The sequence below is a fragment of the Dokdonia sp. Asnod1-B02 genome (assembly GCF_045063955.1).
GTDB lineage: Bacteria > Bacteroidota > Bacteroidia > Flavobacteriales > Flavobacteriaceae > Dokdonia.
This window is the reverse complement of record NZ_JBEFNW010000002.1, coordinates 208,532-225,932: the sequence shown is the minus strand read 5'-3', so window position 1 is coordinate 225,932 and position 17,401 is coordinate 208,532. Positions and strand designations below refer to the sequence as shown.

General features: G+C 36.3%; 21 protein-coding genes. 17 read left to right on the top strand and 4 right to left on the bottom strand.

Features of this window, described 5'->3' with window-relative positions:
• Positions 1-104 precede the first annotated feature (104 nt).
• From ACJJVU_RS01000 to ACJJVU_RS00950, 11 genes are all read left to right on the top strand, one after another.
• Entirely contained in the window at positions 105-491 is a 387-nt protein-coding gene (locus tag ACJJVU_RS01000; protein ID WP_405221307.1) for a cupin domain-containing protein, read from the top strand.
• A 9-nt stretch (positions 492-500) separates the two neighbouring features.
• Positions 501-662 carry a hypothetical protein gene (locus tag ACJJVU_RS00995; RefSeq protein ID WP_405221304.1) on the top strand — a complete coding sequence of 54 codons (162 nt, stop codon included), beginning with the start codon at positions 501-503 and terminating at the stop codon, positions 660-662.
• Positions 663-672: 10 nt separating this feature from the next.
• Positions 673-1,620, top strand: a complete 948-nt coding sequence (locus tag ACJJVU_RS00990; RefSeq protein WP_405221301.1) for a 2-hydroxyacid dehydrogenase — start codon at positions 673-675, stop codon at positions 1,618-1,620.
• A 30-nt stretch (positions 1,621-1,650) separates the two neighbouring features.
• Positions 1,651-2,163: a DUF4199 domain-containing protein gene (locus tag ACJJVU_RS00985; protein ID WP_405221299.1), complete on the top strand. Its 513-nt coding sequence runs from the start codon at positions 1,651-1,653 to the stop codon at positions 2,161-2,163.
• A gap of 21 nt (positions 2,164-2,184) precedes the next feature.
• Positions 2,185-2,577 carry a VOC family protein gene (locus tag ACJJVU_RS00980; protein ID WP_405221296.1) on the top strand — a complete coding sequence of 131 codons (393 nt, stop codon included), beginning with the start codon at positions 2,185-2,187 and terminating at the stop codon, positions 2,575-2,577.
• 59 nt (positions 2,578-2,636) lie between these two features.
• On the top strand, positions 2,637-3,071 hold the full coding sequence (locus ACJJVU_RS00975) for a TM2 domain-containing protein (protein WP_298322924.1): 435 nt from the start codon (positions 2,637-2,639) through the stop codon (positions 3,069-3,071).
• A gap of 105 nt (positions 3,072-3,176) precedes the next feature.
• Entirely contained in the window at positions 3,177-3,506 is a 330-nt protein-coding gene (locus ACJJVU_RS00970) for a helix-turn-helix transcriptional regulator (RefSeq protein WP_013750470.1), read from the top strand.
• A complete protein-coding gene (locus ACJJVU_RS00965) occupies positions 3,506-4,930 on the top strand; it encodes a pyridoxal phosphate-dependent decarboxylase family protein (RefSeq protein WP_405221292.1) in 1,425 nt (474 codons plus the stop codon). The genes ACJJVU_RS00970 and ACJJVU_RS00965 overlap by 1 nt, the downstream gene beginning before the upstream one ends.
• Positions 4,931-5,164: 234 nt before the next feature.
• On the top strand, positions 5,165-6,658 hold the full coding sequence (locus ACJJVU_RS00960; protein ID WP_405221289.1) for a PAS domain S-box protein: 1,494 nt from the start codon (positions 5,165-5,167) through the stop codon (positions 6,656-6,658).
• The gene (locus ACJJVU_RS00955; protein ID WP_405221286.1) at positions 6,655-7,059 is read left to right on the top strand and encodes a response regulator; all 405 of its coding nucleotides are present in this window, start codon (positions 6,655-6,657) and stop codon (positions 7,057-7,059) included. Before ACJJVU_RS00960 ends, ACJJVU_RS00955 begins: the two co-directional genes overlap by 4 nt.
• 128 nt (positions 7,060-7,187) lie before the next feature.
• Positions 7,188-7,901 carry a flavodoxin family protein gene (locus ACJJVU_RS00950; protein WP_298322910.1) on the top strand — a complete coding sequence of 238 codons (714 nt, stop codon included), beginning with the start codon at positions 7,188-7,190 and terminating at the stop codon, positions 7,899-7,901.
• A 35-nt stretch (positions 7,902-7,936) separates the two neighbouring features.
• On the opposite strand, the gene ACJJVU_RS00945 is transcribed toward ACJJVU_RS00950, so the two are convergent.
• From ACJJVU_RS00945 to ACJJVU_RS00935, 3 genes are all read right to left on the bottom strand, one after another.
• Positions 7,937-9,751 carry a lysophospholipid acyltransferase family protein gene (locus ACJJVU_RS00945; RefSeq protein WP_339845736.1) on the bottom strand — a complete coding sequence of 605 codons (1,815 nt, stop codon included), beginning with the start codon at positions 9,749-9,751 and terminating at the stop codon, positions 7,937-7,939.
• An 85-nt stretch (positions 9,752-9,836) separates the two neighbouring features.
• The gene (locus ACJJVU_RS00940) at positions 9,837-11,087 is read right to left on the bottom strand and encodes an aspartate kinase (RefSeq protein ID WP_405221282.1); all 1,251 of its coding nucleotides are present in this window, start codon (positions 11,085-11,087) and stop codon (positions 9,837-9,839) included.
• Positions 11,088-11,224: 137 nt separating this feature from the next.
• A complete protein-coding gene (locus ACJJVU_RS00935; protein WP_405221279.1) occupies positions 11,225-11,710 on the bottom strand; it encodes a GNAT family N-acetyltransferase in 486 nt (161 codons plus the stop codon).
• A 123-nt stretch (positions 11,711-11,833) separates the two neighbouring features.
• Here ACJJVU_RS00935 and fbp point away from each other — a divergent pair, with 123 nt between their 5' ends.
• From fbp to ACJJVU_RS00910, 5 genes are all read left to right on the top strand, one after another.
• Complete coding sequence (fbp, locus tag ACJJVU_RS00930; RefSeq protein WP_405221276.1) at positions 11,834-12,838, top strand: class 1 fructose-bisphosphatase; 1,005 nt, start codon at positions 11,834-11,836, stop codon at positions 12,836-12,838.
• Positions 12,839-12,922: 84 nt separating this feature from the next.
• Complete coding sequence (locus ACJJVU_RS00925; protein ID WP_405221273.1) at positions 12,923-13,273, top strand: fructose 1,6-bisphosphatase; 351 nt, start codon at positions 12,923-12,925, stop codon at positions 13,271-13,273.
• A gap of 21 nt (positions 13,274-13,294) precedes the next feature.
• The gene (locus tag ACJJVU_RS00920; protein WP_298322895.1) at positions 13,295-14,095 is read left to right on the top strand and encodes a cell envelope biogenesis protein OmpA; all 801 of its coding nucleotides are present in this window, start codon (positions 13,295-13,297) and stop codon (positions 14,093-14,095) included.
• Positions 14,082-14,576 (top strand): Rab family GTPase, encoded by a 495-nt coding sequence (locus tag ACJJVU_RS00915; protein WP_298322892.1) that lies wholly within the window; start codon positions 14,082-14,084, stop codon positions 14,574-14,576. The genes ACJJVU_RS00920 and ACJJVU_RS00915 overlap by 14 nt, the downstream gene beginning before the upstream one ends.
• The gene (locus ACJJVU_RS00910) at positions 14,569-16,140 is read left to right on the top strand and encodes an ATP-binding protein (RefSeq protein ID WP_405221269.1); all 1,572 of its coding nucleotides are present in this window, start codon (positions 14,569-14,571) and stop codon (positions 16,138-16,140) included. The genes ACJJVU_RS00915 and ACJJVU_RS00910 overlap by 8 nt, the downstream gene beginning before the upstream one ends.
• Positions 16,141-16,219: 79 nt before the next feature.
• Here ACJJVU_RS00910 and ACJJVU_RS00905 read toward each other — a convergent pair whose 3' ends face one another.
• Positions 16,220-16,648 carry a fructose 1,6-bisphosphatase gene (locus tag ACJJVU_RS00905; protein ID WP_041295807.1) on the bottom strand — a complete coding sequence of 143 codons (429 nt, stop codon included), beginning with the start codon at positions 16,646-16,648 and terminating at the stop codon, positions 16,220-16,222.
• 87 nt (positions 16,649-16,735) lie between these two features.
• On the opposite strand from ACJJVU_RS00905, the gene ACJJVU_RS00900 reads away from it, so the two are divergent.
• Positions 16,736-17,329, top strand: coding sequence for a HupE/UreJ family protein (locus ACJJVU_RS00900; RefSeq protein WP_298322882.1), 594 nt, complete (start codon positions 16,736-16,738; stop codon positions 17,327-17,329).
• Positions 17,330-17,401 lie beyond the last annotated feature (72 nt).

Below are 17,401 nucleotides of genomic sequence, written 5' to 3'. Positions count from 1 at the left end.
GTAAACTACTGTATTTTAGTCGATAGGTCAAAAAATTAAGTTTTTAATAACTTCTATTGCTTTTAAACAACCACTTTAAATACCTTTATTGTAAATACGATACGATGAAACCCATCAACATAAAAGAAAAGCACTCCAAATTTGATAAGCAATGGCATCCACATCAGATTGCCACGGTAGATGATATGCAAGTCTTGCTTGCTAAGATTTCTGGATCCTTTGTATGGCATAGTCATAAGGATGAAGACGAGTTGCTTTATGTGCAAAAAGGGGTGTTAGAAATGCGCTTTCGCGAAAGCGGAAACCCAGAAAATGAGTGGTCTGAAATTGTAAATCAAGGCGAAATAATTGTCGTGCCTAAAGGTGTAGAGCACTGCCCTACAACCAAAGAAGGTGAAGAAGTGCACCTACTACTTTTTGAGAAAACAAGTACTGCGCATACAGGTGAAGTAAGTCATGAAAAAACACAAACTAGCTACCCTAAAATTTAAACTAGGATTATGAACAATAAAAAAATTGTAGGTGTTATTATCATGGCAATTGCTGGAGTGTTGATTTTTGGTTTTGACGATGTAACTGGAGGTATAGGTTTTGTGTCTGGAATAATGATGGCAATAGGGTTAGGTCTTTTTTTAGGCTGGATTCCTGTGAGAAAAAAATAAAAAACATTTAATGAAGATATTACACTTAGATAATAACCACCCACTCCTTATGGAGCAGCTCACCGCTGCGGGTCATGAGAATGTGGAGAATTACACAATTACAAAAAAGGAGACAGAAGCTATCATTGCTTTATATGATGGGATTGTGATAAGAAGCCGTTTTAATATTGATAAAACGTTTATCGACGCAGCGCCCAATCTCAAATTTATTGCTCGTGTGGGTGCGGGACTGGAAAGTATTGATATTCCTTATGCAGAGAGCAAGGGAATTTATCTCATAAGTGCGCCAGAGGGTAATCGAAATGCCGTAGGAGAACAAGCGCTAGGAATGTTGTTGAGTCTCTTCAATAACTTAAATCGTGCAGATGCAGAAGTAAAAGCAGGTAACTGGAACCGAGAAGCAAACAGAGGTGTTGAGCTAGAAGGCAAGACGGTCGGAATCATAGGTTACGGTAACATGGGAAAGGCTTTTGCAAAGAAGCTTCAGGGTTTTGATTGTGAGGTGCTCTGCTATGATATTAAAGAAAATGTGGGAGACGAGCGTGCACGCCAAGTATCATTACAAGAATTTCAAGAGCAAGTAGATGTTGTGAGTTTGCACACACCTTGGACTCCGCAAACAGATAAAATGGTAGATGCCACTTTTATGAATGCATTTGCAAAACCATTTTACCTCATAAATACCGCTAGGGGGAAATCTGTAGTTACTGCAGATCTGGTATCAGCTATGAAAAGTGGTAAAGTATTAGGTACAGGACTTGATGTGCTAGAGTATGAAAAGCTCTCTTTTGAGAATTTATTTACCACAGACGGAAGTTCAAATCTGCCAGCACCATTGGAATACCTTATTAAGCAAGACAATGTACTACTTACTCCGCACATCGCGGGCTGGACAGTAGAAAGTAAAATCAAATTATCTCAAACGATTGTAGATAAGATACTGAAACGATTCGCTTAGATTCAATCTATTAATTATACATATAATACTATGAGTTTAGTAATAAAGAAGTTTGGAATGATTGCCTTTTTTATAGGCTTGCTTGGTTTTTCACTAGCACTGTATTTGGGTAAGAGTCTTGATTATGGCACACAAGAGCTCGTAGGATGGGGAGTTATGGGTATGACAGCGGCTATGGTGTATTTTGGTGTTGCTTATCAGCGTGATACGGTATATGCTGGAAAAATATCTTTCGGGAAAGCTTTAAAAACAGGAATTATTATTGCGGCTCTTGGAGGGTTAGGAGTGGCGCTAGCAGACATTGTGTATACCTTATTTGTAAACCCATCCTTTTTTATAGAGTATAATGACTATGCTATGGAGCTTGCTGTGGAGTCGAAGAATCCAGTTGCTATCTCTCAGCTTAAGGCTCAAAGAGAAATGTATAGTCAATATAGCGGGACAGAGATGTCATTTATTGCTGGACTTATGATGTTTGTAATGACGTTTATACTTGGTTTTGTGGTTAGTCTTATTGCAGCATTTATTCTCAAGAAAGAGTAAGTCACTTAAATATATAGCGTTATGAAAAGAGTCACAGGTATAGGAGGAATGTTTTTTAAAAGTGAAGATCCAGATGCACAAAAGGCATGGTATAAAAATCACCTAGGCATTCCTACAGATCAATACGGCTGGACATTCTGGTGGCGTGATGAGAATGGAAAGAAGTGCTCTACACAATGGAGTCCTATGAATGATGATACTACCTATTTTTCTCCTAGTAAAAAACAATTCATGTTTAACTTTAGGGTTGATGATTTAATTGCTTTATTAGCTGTCCTCAAAGAAGAAGGTGTAACAATTGTAGGTAAGGTAGAAGAATATAGCTATGGGAAATTTGGCTGGATACTTGACCCAGAAGGAAACAAAATCGAATTGTGGGAGCCTATTGATAGTGAGTTTTTAAAGGAAGAATAGCGTAGAAGTATCTCAATCTTTTTTGTAGTTTTAGAGCTAATTAACCAACAACCAACCAGATGAGTTTAGAAGACGAAAAAATACCGGGTGACAAGCCAGGTAATGATGCAAAAAACATGGCAGACGATGCAAAGAAAGCTGCAAGTGATTTTGCTAACGAAGCAAAAGATACTGCCAATGAATTTGGCAATAGTGCAAAAGAAGAGTGGAATAAAGTAACTAACGGTACTGATAACAAAAAAATGCTCGCTGGTCTTCTAGGGATCTTTCTTGGGGCATTTGGAGTACATAAGTTTATTTTGGGATATCAAAAGGAAGGAATTATTATGCTTGTTATAAGTATTGTGGGTATTATTCTTTCTTGTGTAGGGATAGGTGTACTAGTAGTCTGGGCAACAGGATTAATAGGATTAATCGAGGGTATTATTTATCTAACGAAATCTGATGAAGAATTTTATAATACATACCAAGTAGGTAGAAAACCTTGGTTCTAGTATAATAGAAGCCCAGCTAGTCTGGGCTTTTTTGTTAAATATTGTATCGTAATATAGCGATATTACAATTTATGTATATCTTTAGAGTATAAACAACGCAATATTATGGGAGTTACAAAAAGGCATATACATTCTATGAGGGCAAATCAGATTGCAGATCTGGCAAAGATTCTCTCTAACCCGGCACGTGTGGCTATCATAGAATACATAGGTGATTGTGATGGCTGCCTATGTCAAGATATTTCTGAAAAAATAAGGCTATCGCAACCTACTACTTCACAACACCTACAAGTAATTAAAAGAGCAGGAGTTTTAAAAAGTCAGTTTAAAGGCAAGGCTCAATATTACAGCATAGATGCCCGTAAATGGGAGCAATTGCAAGGACTGTTTTACGACTTTTTTGAGCATACAAAATCAAAAATGTCTGAGAAGTAATGAGTACATCCCTATTAAAAAAAGCGTACGATAGTTCACTCTTCAAAGAAGAAGGAACAGATCTCGTAAATCAGATATCTCAATATCTGTCTGACACTACCTCTGGAAAGTCTGAGAAAGTCATCACTTGGACAACGCCAGGAAATGAGTATCAATTTTGGAAAAAGTATATCTCAGCTGCTCATACAACCTCAGACTTTTTTAAGACTGTTATCGCGAGATCTATACATACGCACCATCCTAAGTATATAGGCCATCAGGTGGCGCCTACGGTGCCTGTATCTGCTTTAGCCACATTGTTAAGCGCACAGCTTAATAATGGGATGGCAGTCTATGAGATGGGCGCGGCATCTACCGCGCTTGAGCGTTTAATAATCGAGCAGTTCGCAAAAACTATTGGTTTTGAAAATGGCGACGGATTTCTAACTTCTGGAGGGACGCTCGCAAACCTTACGGCACTACTTGCTGCTCGTAGAGTGATGGCAGAAGATGATGTTTGGAATGAAGGGCACAGTAGTAAACTTGCTATTATGGTATCTGAGGAGGCGCACTATTGCGTAGATAGAGCCGCTAGAATTATGGGTCTTGGGAGTGAAGGCATTATAAAAGTGCCCGCAGATGACGGTTACAAGATGCGCACAGAGTTGCTAGATGCTTATTATGATTCGGCTGTGGGAAAGGGTTATGAAGTGATAGCCATTGTGGGTAGTGCACCTAGCACAAGTACTGGGGTTTATGACGATTTAGAAAAGATTCACGCTTTCGCGAAAGCAAAAAAAATATGGTTTCACATAGACGCAGCACACGGTGGAGCAGCTATTTTTTCACCAAAGTATAAACATCTCTTAAATGGAGCAGATAAAGCCGATTCTATCATTATAGACGGTCACAAAATGATGGGCACAAGTGCGCTGGCAACCGCAGTGGTCTTTAAAGAAAGTACGGCGAGCTATGCTACTTTTGAGCAAAAAGCACAATATCTCTGGGAAAAGAACGAAGATGCAGACTGGTTTAACCTAGCCAAAAGGACTTTTGAGTGTACAAAAAGCATGATGAGTTTGCGTTTTTATGCTATTATAAATGCATATGGACTTCAGTTTTTTGATGATTTTGTTACTACGCTTTATGATGCGGGAAGGGATTTTGGTGCGCTGGTGGAGCAGCAAGAAGATTTTGAGGTGGCGCTAGCTCCTGTCTCAAATATTGTATGTTTTAGATACAAAGCGAGCGCTGGTGATATCAATCGTATCAATCAAAACATACGAAAAGCATTGCTAGAGGATGGAGAGTTTTATATTGTGGGAACCTCTTTACGTGGAGAATTCTATTTAAGAACCACATTTATGAATCCCTTTACGACAACAAAGCACACAGAGCGTCTACTTAATGTTATTAGAGAAGTTGCCGCCACAACATCCTTGTAATAATTTGGAAATGATTTTTCTAGGGTTGAGTTAATTATTCAGGATATAATCTATTTTTTGATTGATTAGTTAGACTTTTTTATTGTGCAACAGTAGCGTTAAGTAAATGTTAATCATTCGCATTTGCCAAATTTAAAATTAATTTTAGAATGCTATGGAACTAAAAATAACTACTTTAGTCTACTAATGTAATATAACAGCTCTGTAAATCAGAATGTTATAGCAACCCTATAAATGAAAACTTCTAATTCCCCCACTTCAATATTCCCATCACTTGATGAGGATGTATCATTATTGCTACAAGAAGCGGCCTCAATTGGTATGTGGGAGTTTAATGTGGGAGGAGAAAAAGTGCACTGGAGTGCAGGTACAAAAAAGTTACACGGAGTTTCTTGTGATTTTGAGCCTACAGTGATGCAGGCTATAAAATTTTATAAAGAAGGTTTTTATCGTGATAAGGTACAGCGAGACTTTGAAAATGCTATTACTCACGCACAAAAATTTGATGGTCATTATATAATTATTACCGCGTGTGGTAAAGAGAAGTGGGTTCGATCTGTAGGAGTTCCAGTAGTTGAAAATGGATCGTGCACCAAAATTTATGGTATTTTTCAAGATATAGATTCTCAAAAAAAAGCACAATTAGAGCTTAAACAGAAAGAGCAAAAATTTAGAAAAACCTTTCTAAATGCGCCTAATGGAGTGGCTCTCATTTCACTTAAAGGAGAGTGGATGCAATTTAATCCTCAGGTATCTAAGATTTTTGGATATACAGTAGATGAAATTAGTGCACTAAGACTTCGCGATTTGAATTACCCAGGAGATTTTGCTATTAATATAATTCTCAAAGATAAATTGCTATCTGGAGATACTGAGAACTATCAAGCAGAGAGGCGTTTTATACATAAAACGGGTAAAACTATCTGGGCGCTTATTTCTGTGTCATTAGTAAGATCTGAGATTTCAAGTCCAGATTATTATATATGCCAGATTACAGATATAACATCTCTCAAAAATGCAAACCATCAAATAGAAGATTTGTTAAGTAAGACAGAAGGGCAAAATGAGAAATTATTAAATTTTAAACACATTGTCTCGCATAATTTAAGATCACATACCAGTAATTTGGATATGTTATTGACTTTTTTAAAACAGGATATTCCTAAAATAGAAGAATCCTCTGTATTTCAAATGCTAGAAAATGCATTTGGAAATCTAGAAGAAACTATTGAGAATTTAAGCGAAGTATCTTCTTTTGAAAATGTCACCTCAGATGATTTTGTAGAGATCAATGTAGTCCAGATTATAGATAAGACACTCACAAGCCTAAACACTTTATTTCATGAGGTTTGTGGTACTGTAACAGTAAGCGTATCTCCTCAGCTCAGGGTTATGGCGATACCAGAATATCTGAGAAGTATATTCTTAAATATTCTATCTAATACTATTAAATACAGACGTGAGAATGAGCCGTTAAAAGTTGTAGTTAGTGCTACACAAGATGATAATTATACAATCATACATTTTACAGATAATGGACTTGGAATAGACTTAGATCTACACGGAAGTAAAATTTTTGGTCTCTACAAGACTTTTCATAGAAATGAAAGTTCAAGAGGCTTAGGCTTATATATTGTAAAAAACCAGATTGAAGCATTAGGAGGATGTGTTCAAGTAGACAGTACAGTAGGTAAAGGATCTACATTTAAAATTTATTTAAAGCGATGAAGCAAATAGATATAGCCTGCATAATAGACGATGATCCAATTTTTGTTTTTGGAGCACAGCGATTAATGAAAATGAGTAACTTCTGTAAGGGGTTTTTAATTTTTCATGATGGAGAACAAGCACTCAATCACCTTGCTCCTGTATTGCGAGGTACTGTAGAGTCTGCAATTCCAGATGTGATACTGTTAGACATAAATATGCCTATTCTTGATGGGTGGCAATTTTTAGATGGTATTATTACTATAGAAGTAATTAAGAAAATTACCATCTTTATTGTAACAAGTTCCATAGATCCTAGAGATAAAGAGAAAGCCAAATCATACAGTAATGTAAAAAACTTTATTGTCAAGCCTATTACTCAAGATAAGCTCAACGATTTGATGGCGCAAATGGAAGGTTGATTTTTACGCTTTCGCGAAAGCGTACTATCCACAGTAAATAGAAGTCTGAAGCTATGTAAATTGAGTTTTAATATAATTTGTATTTAAAAAATGTAAGTTATTAACAGTTTAAACGTCAAATCTTAGATATGAAAGAAAAACCTGATTTCTCAAACCTAAAAGCGCTGTATATAAATTGCACGCTCAAAAAAACACCTCACATGAGTCATACTAAGGCACTCATGGATGTCTCTATAGATATTATGCGGGCTGAAGGTGTTACTGTAGAATATTTAAGATTTGTAAATCATGATGTAGCCTTTGGGGTGTATCATGACATGACAGAGCATGGAGAAGAGACAGATGAATGGCCAGAAATTTTTAAAAAAATAGAAGAGGCAGATATTCTCGTAGTAGGAACTCCTATCTGGCTTGGTGAGAAATCTTCTGTTGCAACAAAGCTTATAGAACGTTTATACGGAGAAAGTGGTAACAGAAATGAGAAAGGGCAATACTATTTTTATGGAAAAGCAGGTGGTTGTATCATCACAGGTAATGAGGATGGTATTAAGCACGTAGCCATGAGTACACTGTATTCATTACAACATATAGGTTATAGTATCCCGCCACAAGCAGATTGCGGATGGATAGGTGAAGCTGGTCCTGGTGCTAGCTATAATGATGAGGAAAGTGGAGCAAAAAATAATGACTTTACAAATCGCAACACGACCTTCATGACATATAACTTACTGCATCTTGCAAGTATGCTCAAAGCACAAGGGGGATATCCAGCTTATGGGAATTCTCGAGGTGACTGGGATGATGGTACTCGCTGGAACTTTGAAAATCCAGAATACAGGTAGTATAAGATTTATATAGAAAGAGGAGTAGGTGTATTTTACTCCTCTTCTGTATTACGCTGGTTATATTTTTTTTCGAGCTCTGCTTGAAACTCTTCCATAACAGGTTTTACAGTGCTCTCTGGTAGATCTGCAATGCGGATATACATAAGCCCATCAATGGCATTATTAAACAGTGGGTCTACGTTAAAGGCAATAACCTTTGCATTCTGCTTAATATACTTTTTTATGAGCACAGGAAGACGTAGCGACCCTGGTTCTACTTCTTCAATGAGTTTGTCAAACTTATTAAGGTCTGCTTTACTCTCATCAAAAACAAACTCCTTATCGGCATCTTTGAGGTTTACTTTCCATTCCTTTTTAGGACGTATAAACTGTGCGATATAAGGATCGTAATAGTGTGATTTCATAAATTCAATCATCAGTGACTTTGAGAAGTTTGAAAATTGATTTGAAATACTCACTCCACCTATGAGGTATTTATGCTCTGGAAAGCGTAATGTAGTATGTACTATACCTTTCCATAAAAGGAAAAGTGGCATAGGTTTTTGTTGGTATTCTTTTATGATAAAGGCACGACCCATTTCAATACTCTCACTCATCATTTTGTGAAGCTCTGGCTCAAAACGGAAAAGATCTTGAAGGTAAAACCCGTCAATACCGTGCTCTTTATAAATCTTAGAACCAAGACCCATTCTATAGGCTCCTGCAAGTGCATTTGCTTCATTGTCCCATAAGAACATGTGGTAATAGTATCTATCAAATTTATCAAGATCTATAGCTTCATTTGTTCCCTCTCCTATCGCTCTAAAGGTGATTTCTCTAAGCCTTCCTATTTCTCTCAAAATGCTAGGCATCTCTTGAGCAGGAGCTAGATATACTTCATAGTTTTTACTAGTGAGAAGGCGACGATCATTTTCGCGCAAGCGTAAAATTTCGTCTTCTATAAGATCGCTACTCATTTCTGTAACAATCTTTTTAGGTTCCTTTGGAGTTTTTAATTTTTGAGGAATCTCTTTTAAAATACTCTTCTTCTCAAAGGAATTTGCCAGCATGTACGTTTTCTTGCGTAAAAACTCTGTAAAGTCTTCAAGAGACTCGTGTTCCTTTTGAGCTGTGACCTTTATAGGGTTTCCTATGCGTACTTTTATTACTCGATTTTTTTGCGTGAGGAGTTCGCTAGGTAGCTTAGCCGTTCTAAGTGTATCACTTAAGCGTGATAATTGATAAAAGAGCCTACTATTTTTTGCGTGAAAATATATGGGCACAATAGGGACTTCTGCCTTTTTAACCAGCTTCATAGCTGCTTCTTCCCATGGTTTGTCTATAATAAGTTTATCATCTTTATAAGTAGAGACTTCTCCTGCAGGAAAAATACCTAGAGGATGACCGTCTCTAAGGTGAGATATCGCACTTTTAAAACCTGCGATACTTGACTTTACATCCTTCTTGTTTTCAAAAGGATTTACTGGCATTACATAAGGCTTAAGCGGCTCAATGCGGTGTAGTAAAAAGTTTGCGATGATTTTAAAATCTGGACGTTGCTCAAGCATTAATTTGAGTAGTAATATGCCATCTATACCACCCAGTGGGTGATTTGATATCGTTACATAAGCACCATCCTTAGGTAACCTTTTTAAATCTTCTTCTGGGATTTCAAACTTGATATTAAATTCATCAAGCAATGCATTAAGGAATTCAAGGTCTCCTAAATGTTTATTGCGGTCGTAGACTTTATTGAGAGAAGAGATTTTAAGAATCTTCATTAATGACCACCCAGCAAAGGTGCCTATAAAGCCAAATTTATCGACATTTATAGCTCGTGCAACTTCTTTGGCGGTGACTAGACCCATTATTTTTGTGGTTATTTTAAGTAGGCAAATATAACAAATAGGGTTTGCTATAGTTACATTTTATTAACCTAGAGACCGCATACTTCTAGTTTTGTGTCACAAGTTGCACTGTGTTTTGAGCAACTTGCTTGAGAAGCACGGTTTTATCCTCTTGAAATTTATCAAGAGCTTCTTGTGCAAAATGCCTTATTGTATAAAGAGAAACCCCTGTGGTAACTCTTACTTTAAATTTCCCTTTGAGCTGTTTTGTAAGCTTTTCTAGGCCATTAAATTTGTTATCTACGCATACAGAAAAGCTTATCGCAGAGTTCTGTATAAGGTCAACTTTGAGCTTGTAAGTAGAAAGCAACTGGAAAACCTCGGCAATATTATCTTCTACCATAAAGGAGAAATCTAGTGAAGATAGTGATATGAGTACTTGGTTTTTCTTGACAATATAACACGGAACCATAGGTGCTAGCGTAGATACGCTACTTACCATCGTGCCAGCTGCCGTAGGGTTGAGGAAGGATTTTACATAAAGCGGTATTTCTTTACGTTGCAACGGTTGTAACGTTTTAGGGTGAATAACAGAAGCTCCATAAAATGCAAGCTCAATCGCTTCTTCGTATGGGATTTCATGTAATAAAACGGTGTTGTTAAAAACTCGAGGATCGCCATTTAATACCCCAGGAACATCCTTCCAGATGGTCAGATTTTCTGCATCGAGGCAGTATGCAAATATGCCTCCCGTATAATCAGATCCTTCTCTGCCTAATGTGGTTGTAAAGTTATTACTGTCTGATGCTATAAATCCTTGAGTGATAGTAAGCACCTTTGGGTTTGCATGCTCTTTTATCGCTGCTTGCGTTTCCTTCCAGTCTACGCGTCCATCGCGATAACTGCTATCTGTTTTTATAAGACGTCTCGCATCTAGCCAGGTATTTGCAAGCCCTTGCTTGTTGAGGTATGCACTTATGATGGTTGTAGATATAAGCTCGCCATAACAGACGATTTGATCATAAACAAAATCATATTTTGGCGATTTGTTCCAGGCAAGAAAGCCTTTGAGTTCGGCAAAAAGTTTTTTTATTTTTTCAAAAACTTCATCACCTTTTTCAAAAAGATGATTAGTAATCTCTCTGTGATAAGCTACCGTGTGCTCTATATGTTCTGGAAGACTGCTTTTATCATCAAAGTAAGCTGTAACAATAGCCTCCATGGCATTAGTCGTTTTTCCCATTGCAGAGACTATAACGAGCTTTTCTCCAGCCCCCATAGTTTGCAGCACAGTTGCTACATTCTTTACGCCATCTGCATCTTTTACAGATGCTCCTCCAAATTTAAATACCTGCATATTGGTAATCTTACTTTTCTAAGTGAGTTGCTCCTTTCAAGAGAGAGCTTATTAATAAACAAATGGGAATATGTTGTTGTATGGGTTGTTGTTACGCTTTCGCGAAAGCGTATACCTCACAACAGTTCTAAGAATTGTTAAGCATTAATTTTTTTAATGTAATCTTTAAGACGTTGCTCATCCATCTGTACAAGATGCCAATCTTTTAAAAACTTTGCATTACTTTTTTTGTAAAACTCGATAGCGCTAGTGTTCCAGTCTAGCACAACCCATTCTACACGTTTTACACCGCTCTCTGCTCCAAAAATCATAACCTGATCATAGAGCTGTTGCCCTACTCCCTTGCCACGTAAAGATTCCTTTACCACCAGGTCTTCTAGGTGTAGTGATTTTCCATCCCAAGTAGAAAAGCGGAAGTAGCATAATGCCATACCTACAACTTCGGTTGCTGTTTTGGCTACAAAACAAGTAAAAAGAGGATGCTCACCAAAACCGTTTTCTAAGAGTGTTTTTTCTGTAATCTTTACAGCTTCTGGCTCTTTTTCATAAACTGCTAGTTCGTTTATGAGACCCAGTACAGCGGGCATATCTTCTGGTGTTGCTTTTTGAATAGAGATGTTCATATATAGGGTTGTTTTTGTCTAAGCGACGCTAAGGTAAATAATTACATTAACTATTCTTAAACGAAAACGTTGTAGTAATTTAAGATTAAAGTTACTTTTGCACTAAATCAAAAAACACGTATCGTGTCAAGAAAAAACCAAACATTAGGAGAGTTTATTATTGAAAATCAAGCTGAGTTCCAGTATTCTTCTGGAGAGCTTTCTCGCTTGATCAACTCTATCCGCCTTGCGGCCAAAGTAGTAAACCACGAAGTAAACAAGGCAGGCCTTGTAGATATAGTGGGTGCTGTGGGAGAGACAAACATCCAAGGTGAAGACCAGCAAAAGCTGGATGTAATGGCTAATGATACCTTTATACGTACCCTTACTAATCGTAACATTCTTTGTGGAATCGCAAGTGAGGAAAATGATGATTTTATTTCAATACAAGGTCAAAATGGGGATAACAATAATAAGTATGTATTACTTATGGATCCTCTAGATGGCTCTTCTAATATAGATGTAAACGTTTCTGTGGGAACGATTTTCTCAATTTACAGACGTGTAACTCCTGCAGGAACTCCTGTAACAATGGAAGACTTTTTACAAAAAGGTAGAGAGCAGGTAGCAGCAGGATATATCATTTATGGAACTTCTACCATGATTGTATATACTACAGGTCATGGTGTAAATGGATTTACTCTTAATCCAGCCATTGGAACTTTTTATCTTTCTCATCCTAATATGCAGTTTCCAGAAACAGGAAGTATTTATTCTGTAAATGAAGGTAACTATGTACACTTCCCAGATGGAGTTAAGAGGTACATAAAATACTGTCAAGAAGAAAAGGATGACCGTCCTTATACGTCTAGGTACATAGGTTCATTAGTTTCTGATATTCATAGAAATATGATAAAAGGAGGGATCTATATGTATCCAAAAAGCTCAAAAGCAGCCAATGGTAAACTACGCTTACTGTATGAATGCAACCCTATGGCTTTTATAGCAGAGCAAGCAGGAGGTAAAGCAAGTGATGGTTTTGAAGCTATTTTAGACCTTCAACCTACAGAGCTGCATGAACGAGTTCCTTTCTTTTGTGGAAGCAAATTAATGGTCGAAAAAGCCGAAAGTTTTATGAAGGAGTCTTAATTGTTGAGTTAAGAAGGATTAAAACTCATAAGGCGGGGGATTTTTTTTATCTTTGATTAAACAAATATCAAGGCTTCTCCTATTATGGCTAAAAAAGACCCTACACAGAATGACCAACTTCCTGATGTTGCAAATTCTAAAATTGAGGCTATCAAGAACCTCATTTTCGGTGAAAATATTCAAGAATATAATCACGAATTTGACACTCTAAAGGCAGATATCACGCAAAAGCGTGAAGAAATGCTCTCTTATGTAGATGATGCTCGTAAAGAGATCATGACGGCTATAGATAATCTAAGTACAGATGTAAATATTCGTATTTCTGATCTTGAACAAGCACTTGATGATAAAACTCAAGACCTTGATAATAGAAAGGTAAGCCGTGATAGCTTAGGTGATATGCTCATACGTCTTGGTGAGAATATAAAAGCTTAGATCAATCTCTGAAAATTTTTAATGACAACTGATGAACGTCTTGAAATTTTAAAAGAGCTTTTACTCACAGATGAGAAAAAGCCTGAGAATGATATATACAGAAAACTCAAGGATCTAGAAGAGAGACAGCAACATTTATCAGATAGAGTAGGTCCCATTCTAGATGAACGTTTGTTGAACTTTGTAAAAGAGATGCCCGAAACTCTAGGGCCAACTATTACCCAAACATTAAAATCTGAAATTAAAAATTCTCAAGACGCAGTGGTAGAAGCATTATACCCTATTATGGGTAAAATGATAAAAAGGTATGTCCAGGCAGAAATAAAAAAGCTTAACGATTCCATAAGTGAGAAAATAGATAATGCATTTTCATTTAGAAGTATGTTTAAGTCTAAGGGTAAGGAAAGACCTACTGCAGCGGCACTGCTTAAAGAAGAATATAAAGCGTATATTGAACAAATACTTGTAATCGAAAAAGGTTCTGGATTGCTTAAAGCAAGCTATTCAAAAACCAAAACGATGGACAAGGATATGATGGCGGGTATGCTCACGGCGATAAAAAGCTTTGCAGAGGATGCTTTTGAGAGAGGGGATATGGAATTAGAGAGGATAGATTATCAGCTCTATACTATTCATTTACAAAATTTCTCAGAATATTATATTGCCGTAATTTTGAGCGGTATTTATGATGATGAATATAAAAATAAACTTGATGATGTGTTACTTGACTTTGCTCAGTTTGTGATAAACAAAGATGATTTAAGTGACAATCAAAAATTTACCAAAAAATTAAAAGAGTATTTTACAGATGAGCGTATCTAAAAAAATAGTATTACTAGGACATTTTGGTGTTGGTAAGTCTTCACTGCTTCGCAGGTTTGTTGAGAATAACTTCTCAGATAACTATGTAGTGACTATTGGTGTGCATATAATGAAGAAGGAGGTAACTATTAACTCCGATAAAGTAACGTTAATCATATGGGACGTAGAAGGGACAGATGATTTTACAAAATACAGACCATCATACTTAATGGGAGCTTCTAGCTTTATTTATGTGTTTGATGCATCTAGAGCAGTAACATATGGTGATTTAAAATATAACTTAAGTCACTTAAAAGATAAGTATCCCCAAGTGCCTGTGCACATTATCGGAAATAAAGTAGACTTAGTCGACAAGGATGAAATCATGGCAGCTCTCAAGGCTCAAGATGTTCAACATAGCTATCTTTCCAGTGCAAAAACCGGAGAAAATGTTGAACAGCTGTTTAATGATGTAGCAGCGCAATTGCTTAAAAATGCTTGATAACCTTAGACAGGATTTTTTTAATAAAACCATACAATTACTTATTGTTAATAGAGGACTGAACGTTGTAGACTCAGATCAAAACCTATTTTCTATTAGCAAAAACTCTGATATAACAGAGTTTCACCCATTTTTCTACTCACTGATGAATGTCTTTGAGGAGACAAAAAAAGAACATACTTTCTTTTGTGTTCAAGTAGAGGTGCTAGGAAAACTTTATTTCTTAGATATAAAGACCATATTAAGAGATGACGATACGTTAGTCGTAATTTTAAACGATCTCACAGATCACTATAAGACGGTACATCAGATTAAACAGGTGCGTAATGAGTCTATTATAGGTTTTAATATTACACAAGAACTTAATCAAGAGTTAGAAATACAGCGTAGTTTTAAGAATAAGTTTCTTGCAAACGTAAGCCACGAAATCCGCACTCCGCTCAATAGTATTGTGGGCTTTCTTTCTGTGCTAGAAAATACAGATATCACAAGAGAACAACTAGACATCCTTAATATTGTAAAAGATTCATCTAAGAACCTAGTGACTATTCTGGATGACTTGATGGATATATCTAAGATTGAAGCAGGCAAGTTAGAAATTAAAAAGAGGCGCTTTGATTTTAAAGAATTTATAGAAGTTTTAGGGAAAACCTATCAACTCAGGGCAGATGAGAAGAGACTTTCTTTTGAGTTTGAGATGGGTTCAAAGATTCCACGTTTCTTAGTGGGCGATCATCTTAGAATCAATCAGATCCTTGTAAACTTATTAGAGAATGCACTTAAATACACGCATCAAGGAAATATAAAATTCTGTGTAAAAACAGATTCTCAAAATGCGAGAAGAATCCCTGTCACTTTTGAAGTAACAGATACTGGAATAGGAATACCTAAGGAGAAGATAGATAGTATTTTTGATAGCTTTACACAGTTAGAAAAAAGAGGTCTTTTTGGAGGGTCTGGATTAGGACTTAGTATCGTAAAACAACTCACACACTTGTTAGAGAGTGATCTAGAGGTAAGCAGTGTAGAGGGCAAAGGATCTACATTTAGTTTTACGGTGTATATGGGGGTTTCTCATAACCAGAAACGAGAGAAGAAAGAAAAGACTAAGAAGACAAAGAATAAAAAAGCTGCTGGTAAAAAGCCACGTATTTTATTAGGAGAAGATGTTGAGGTGAATCAGTTGTTAATGCTTCGTCTATTTGTAGACCATGGTGCTTATAGTATTGATATTGCAAAAGATGGTGAGCGTGTTCTAGAATTTTTAGATAGAAACACTTATGATTTAGTGATACTTGATCTTACGATGCCTATAATGGATGGGCTTGATACTGCAGTACAGATACGAAGTCATTCTAATAGTAAAATAAGTAAACTACCTATTATAGCGCTTACTGCTAGAACGGCTCAAGAAGAGCAAGATGCAGCAAAGGAAGCAGGTATGAATGCTTACTTAACAAAGCCTATAGATGCAGAGCTTCTTTTTGAAACAATAGAGAGACTCTTAACGCGTTATAAAAGAAAAAGTAAAGAAGTACTTTCTTTAGAAGAAGAGGAAGAGTAAAATCTTCTTAAAAAACAATCAAAAAGGGGAAGATCTCATGAAGATCTTCCCCTTTTTGATTTATGATAAAAGCTACAATCTAGCGGCTCATATTTTTGATTTCATCTTGAAATGTATCAAGATCAGTGCCTTCTCTTACAAGAGTAAGTGCTTTATGTGCAACATAAGGTGCATTACTTGTAGCAAAACCTAAACCTATAGAAAGTCTTATTAAAAGAGGCTCTTCTTCCTCAAAATCATGATCAATGTGAATCATACGTGTAAGATCGTATAAACGCTCTAACCTTCTGTCATAAGTAGTAGGAGGGTTAATAGGGTGAGACATGTAGTCTCCTAAAATAATTTCATAATCCTCTGCAGATATAGAAAGGTTACGAGCAAGCCTGTCTAAAAAAGCTTTTTCCTTGTCTGAAATTACACCATCATCCATTGCCACTCTCACAATAGATGCAAAGTGATCTTCGTTTCTCTTGCGGAACCCGCTATCATATAAATCTGAAAAAGACATATTTCTTAATTTAAAGTAAGCATCAAAGATAGCTATTTAATCAAGATTTTTAATTTGTACATTTGATAAAACCCCTAATTTTTTTAGATGGATTCATTCTTATTTTATTTTAAAGAAGGCCTCTTCCACGTACTAGATTGGAACGCCTATGATCACATACTTTTTTTAGTAGTACTGACAGTGCCGTACTTGTTTTCTAACTGGAAGAAACTATTGACATTAGTAACCATTTTCACACTGGGTCATACCTTATCGCTGGCACTATCGGCTTATGGAGTTGTAAGAGTTAATTCATCATTAGTAGAGGTTCTTATACCTATAACAATTTTAATTACTGCTCTATATAATATTTTTACAGCTGGTAAAAAGAATCGCAATCAGAAGATAGGTATTCACCTTTTTGCAGCGCTCTTTTTCGGATTAATTCACGGGCTAGGTTTTTCTACATATTTTAAAATGATGACAGCAAGCTCAGAAAGTAAGCTGCTACCATTAATAGAATATACTTTAGGTATTGAAGCAGCACAATTAATCATTGTATTTGTAGTGCTTATTATAAGTTTTGTGGGTCAGGCAATTTTTAGATTTTCACTTAGGGATTGGGTAATGGTTATTTCATCCATAGTGATTGGAGTCGCCATTCCAGTGTTTAAAACAGCACTTTCTAGCATTAATTTTTAATAATTGTTTTGCATGCTTTTAGTAGTGTGTAAATAAGTTATATATTATATTTTTTTACGCTTTCGCGAAAGC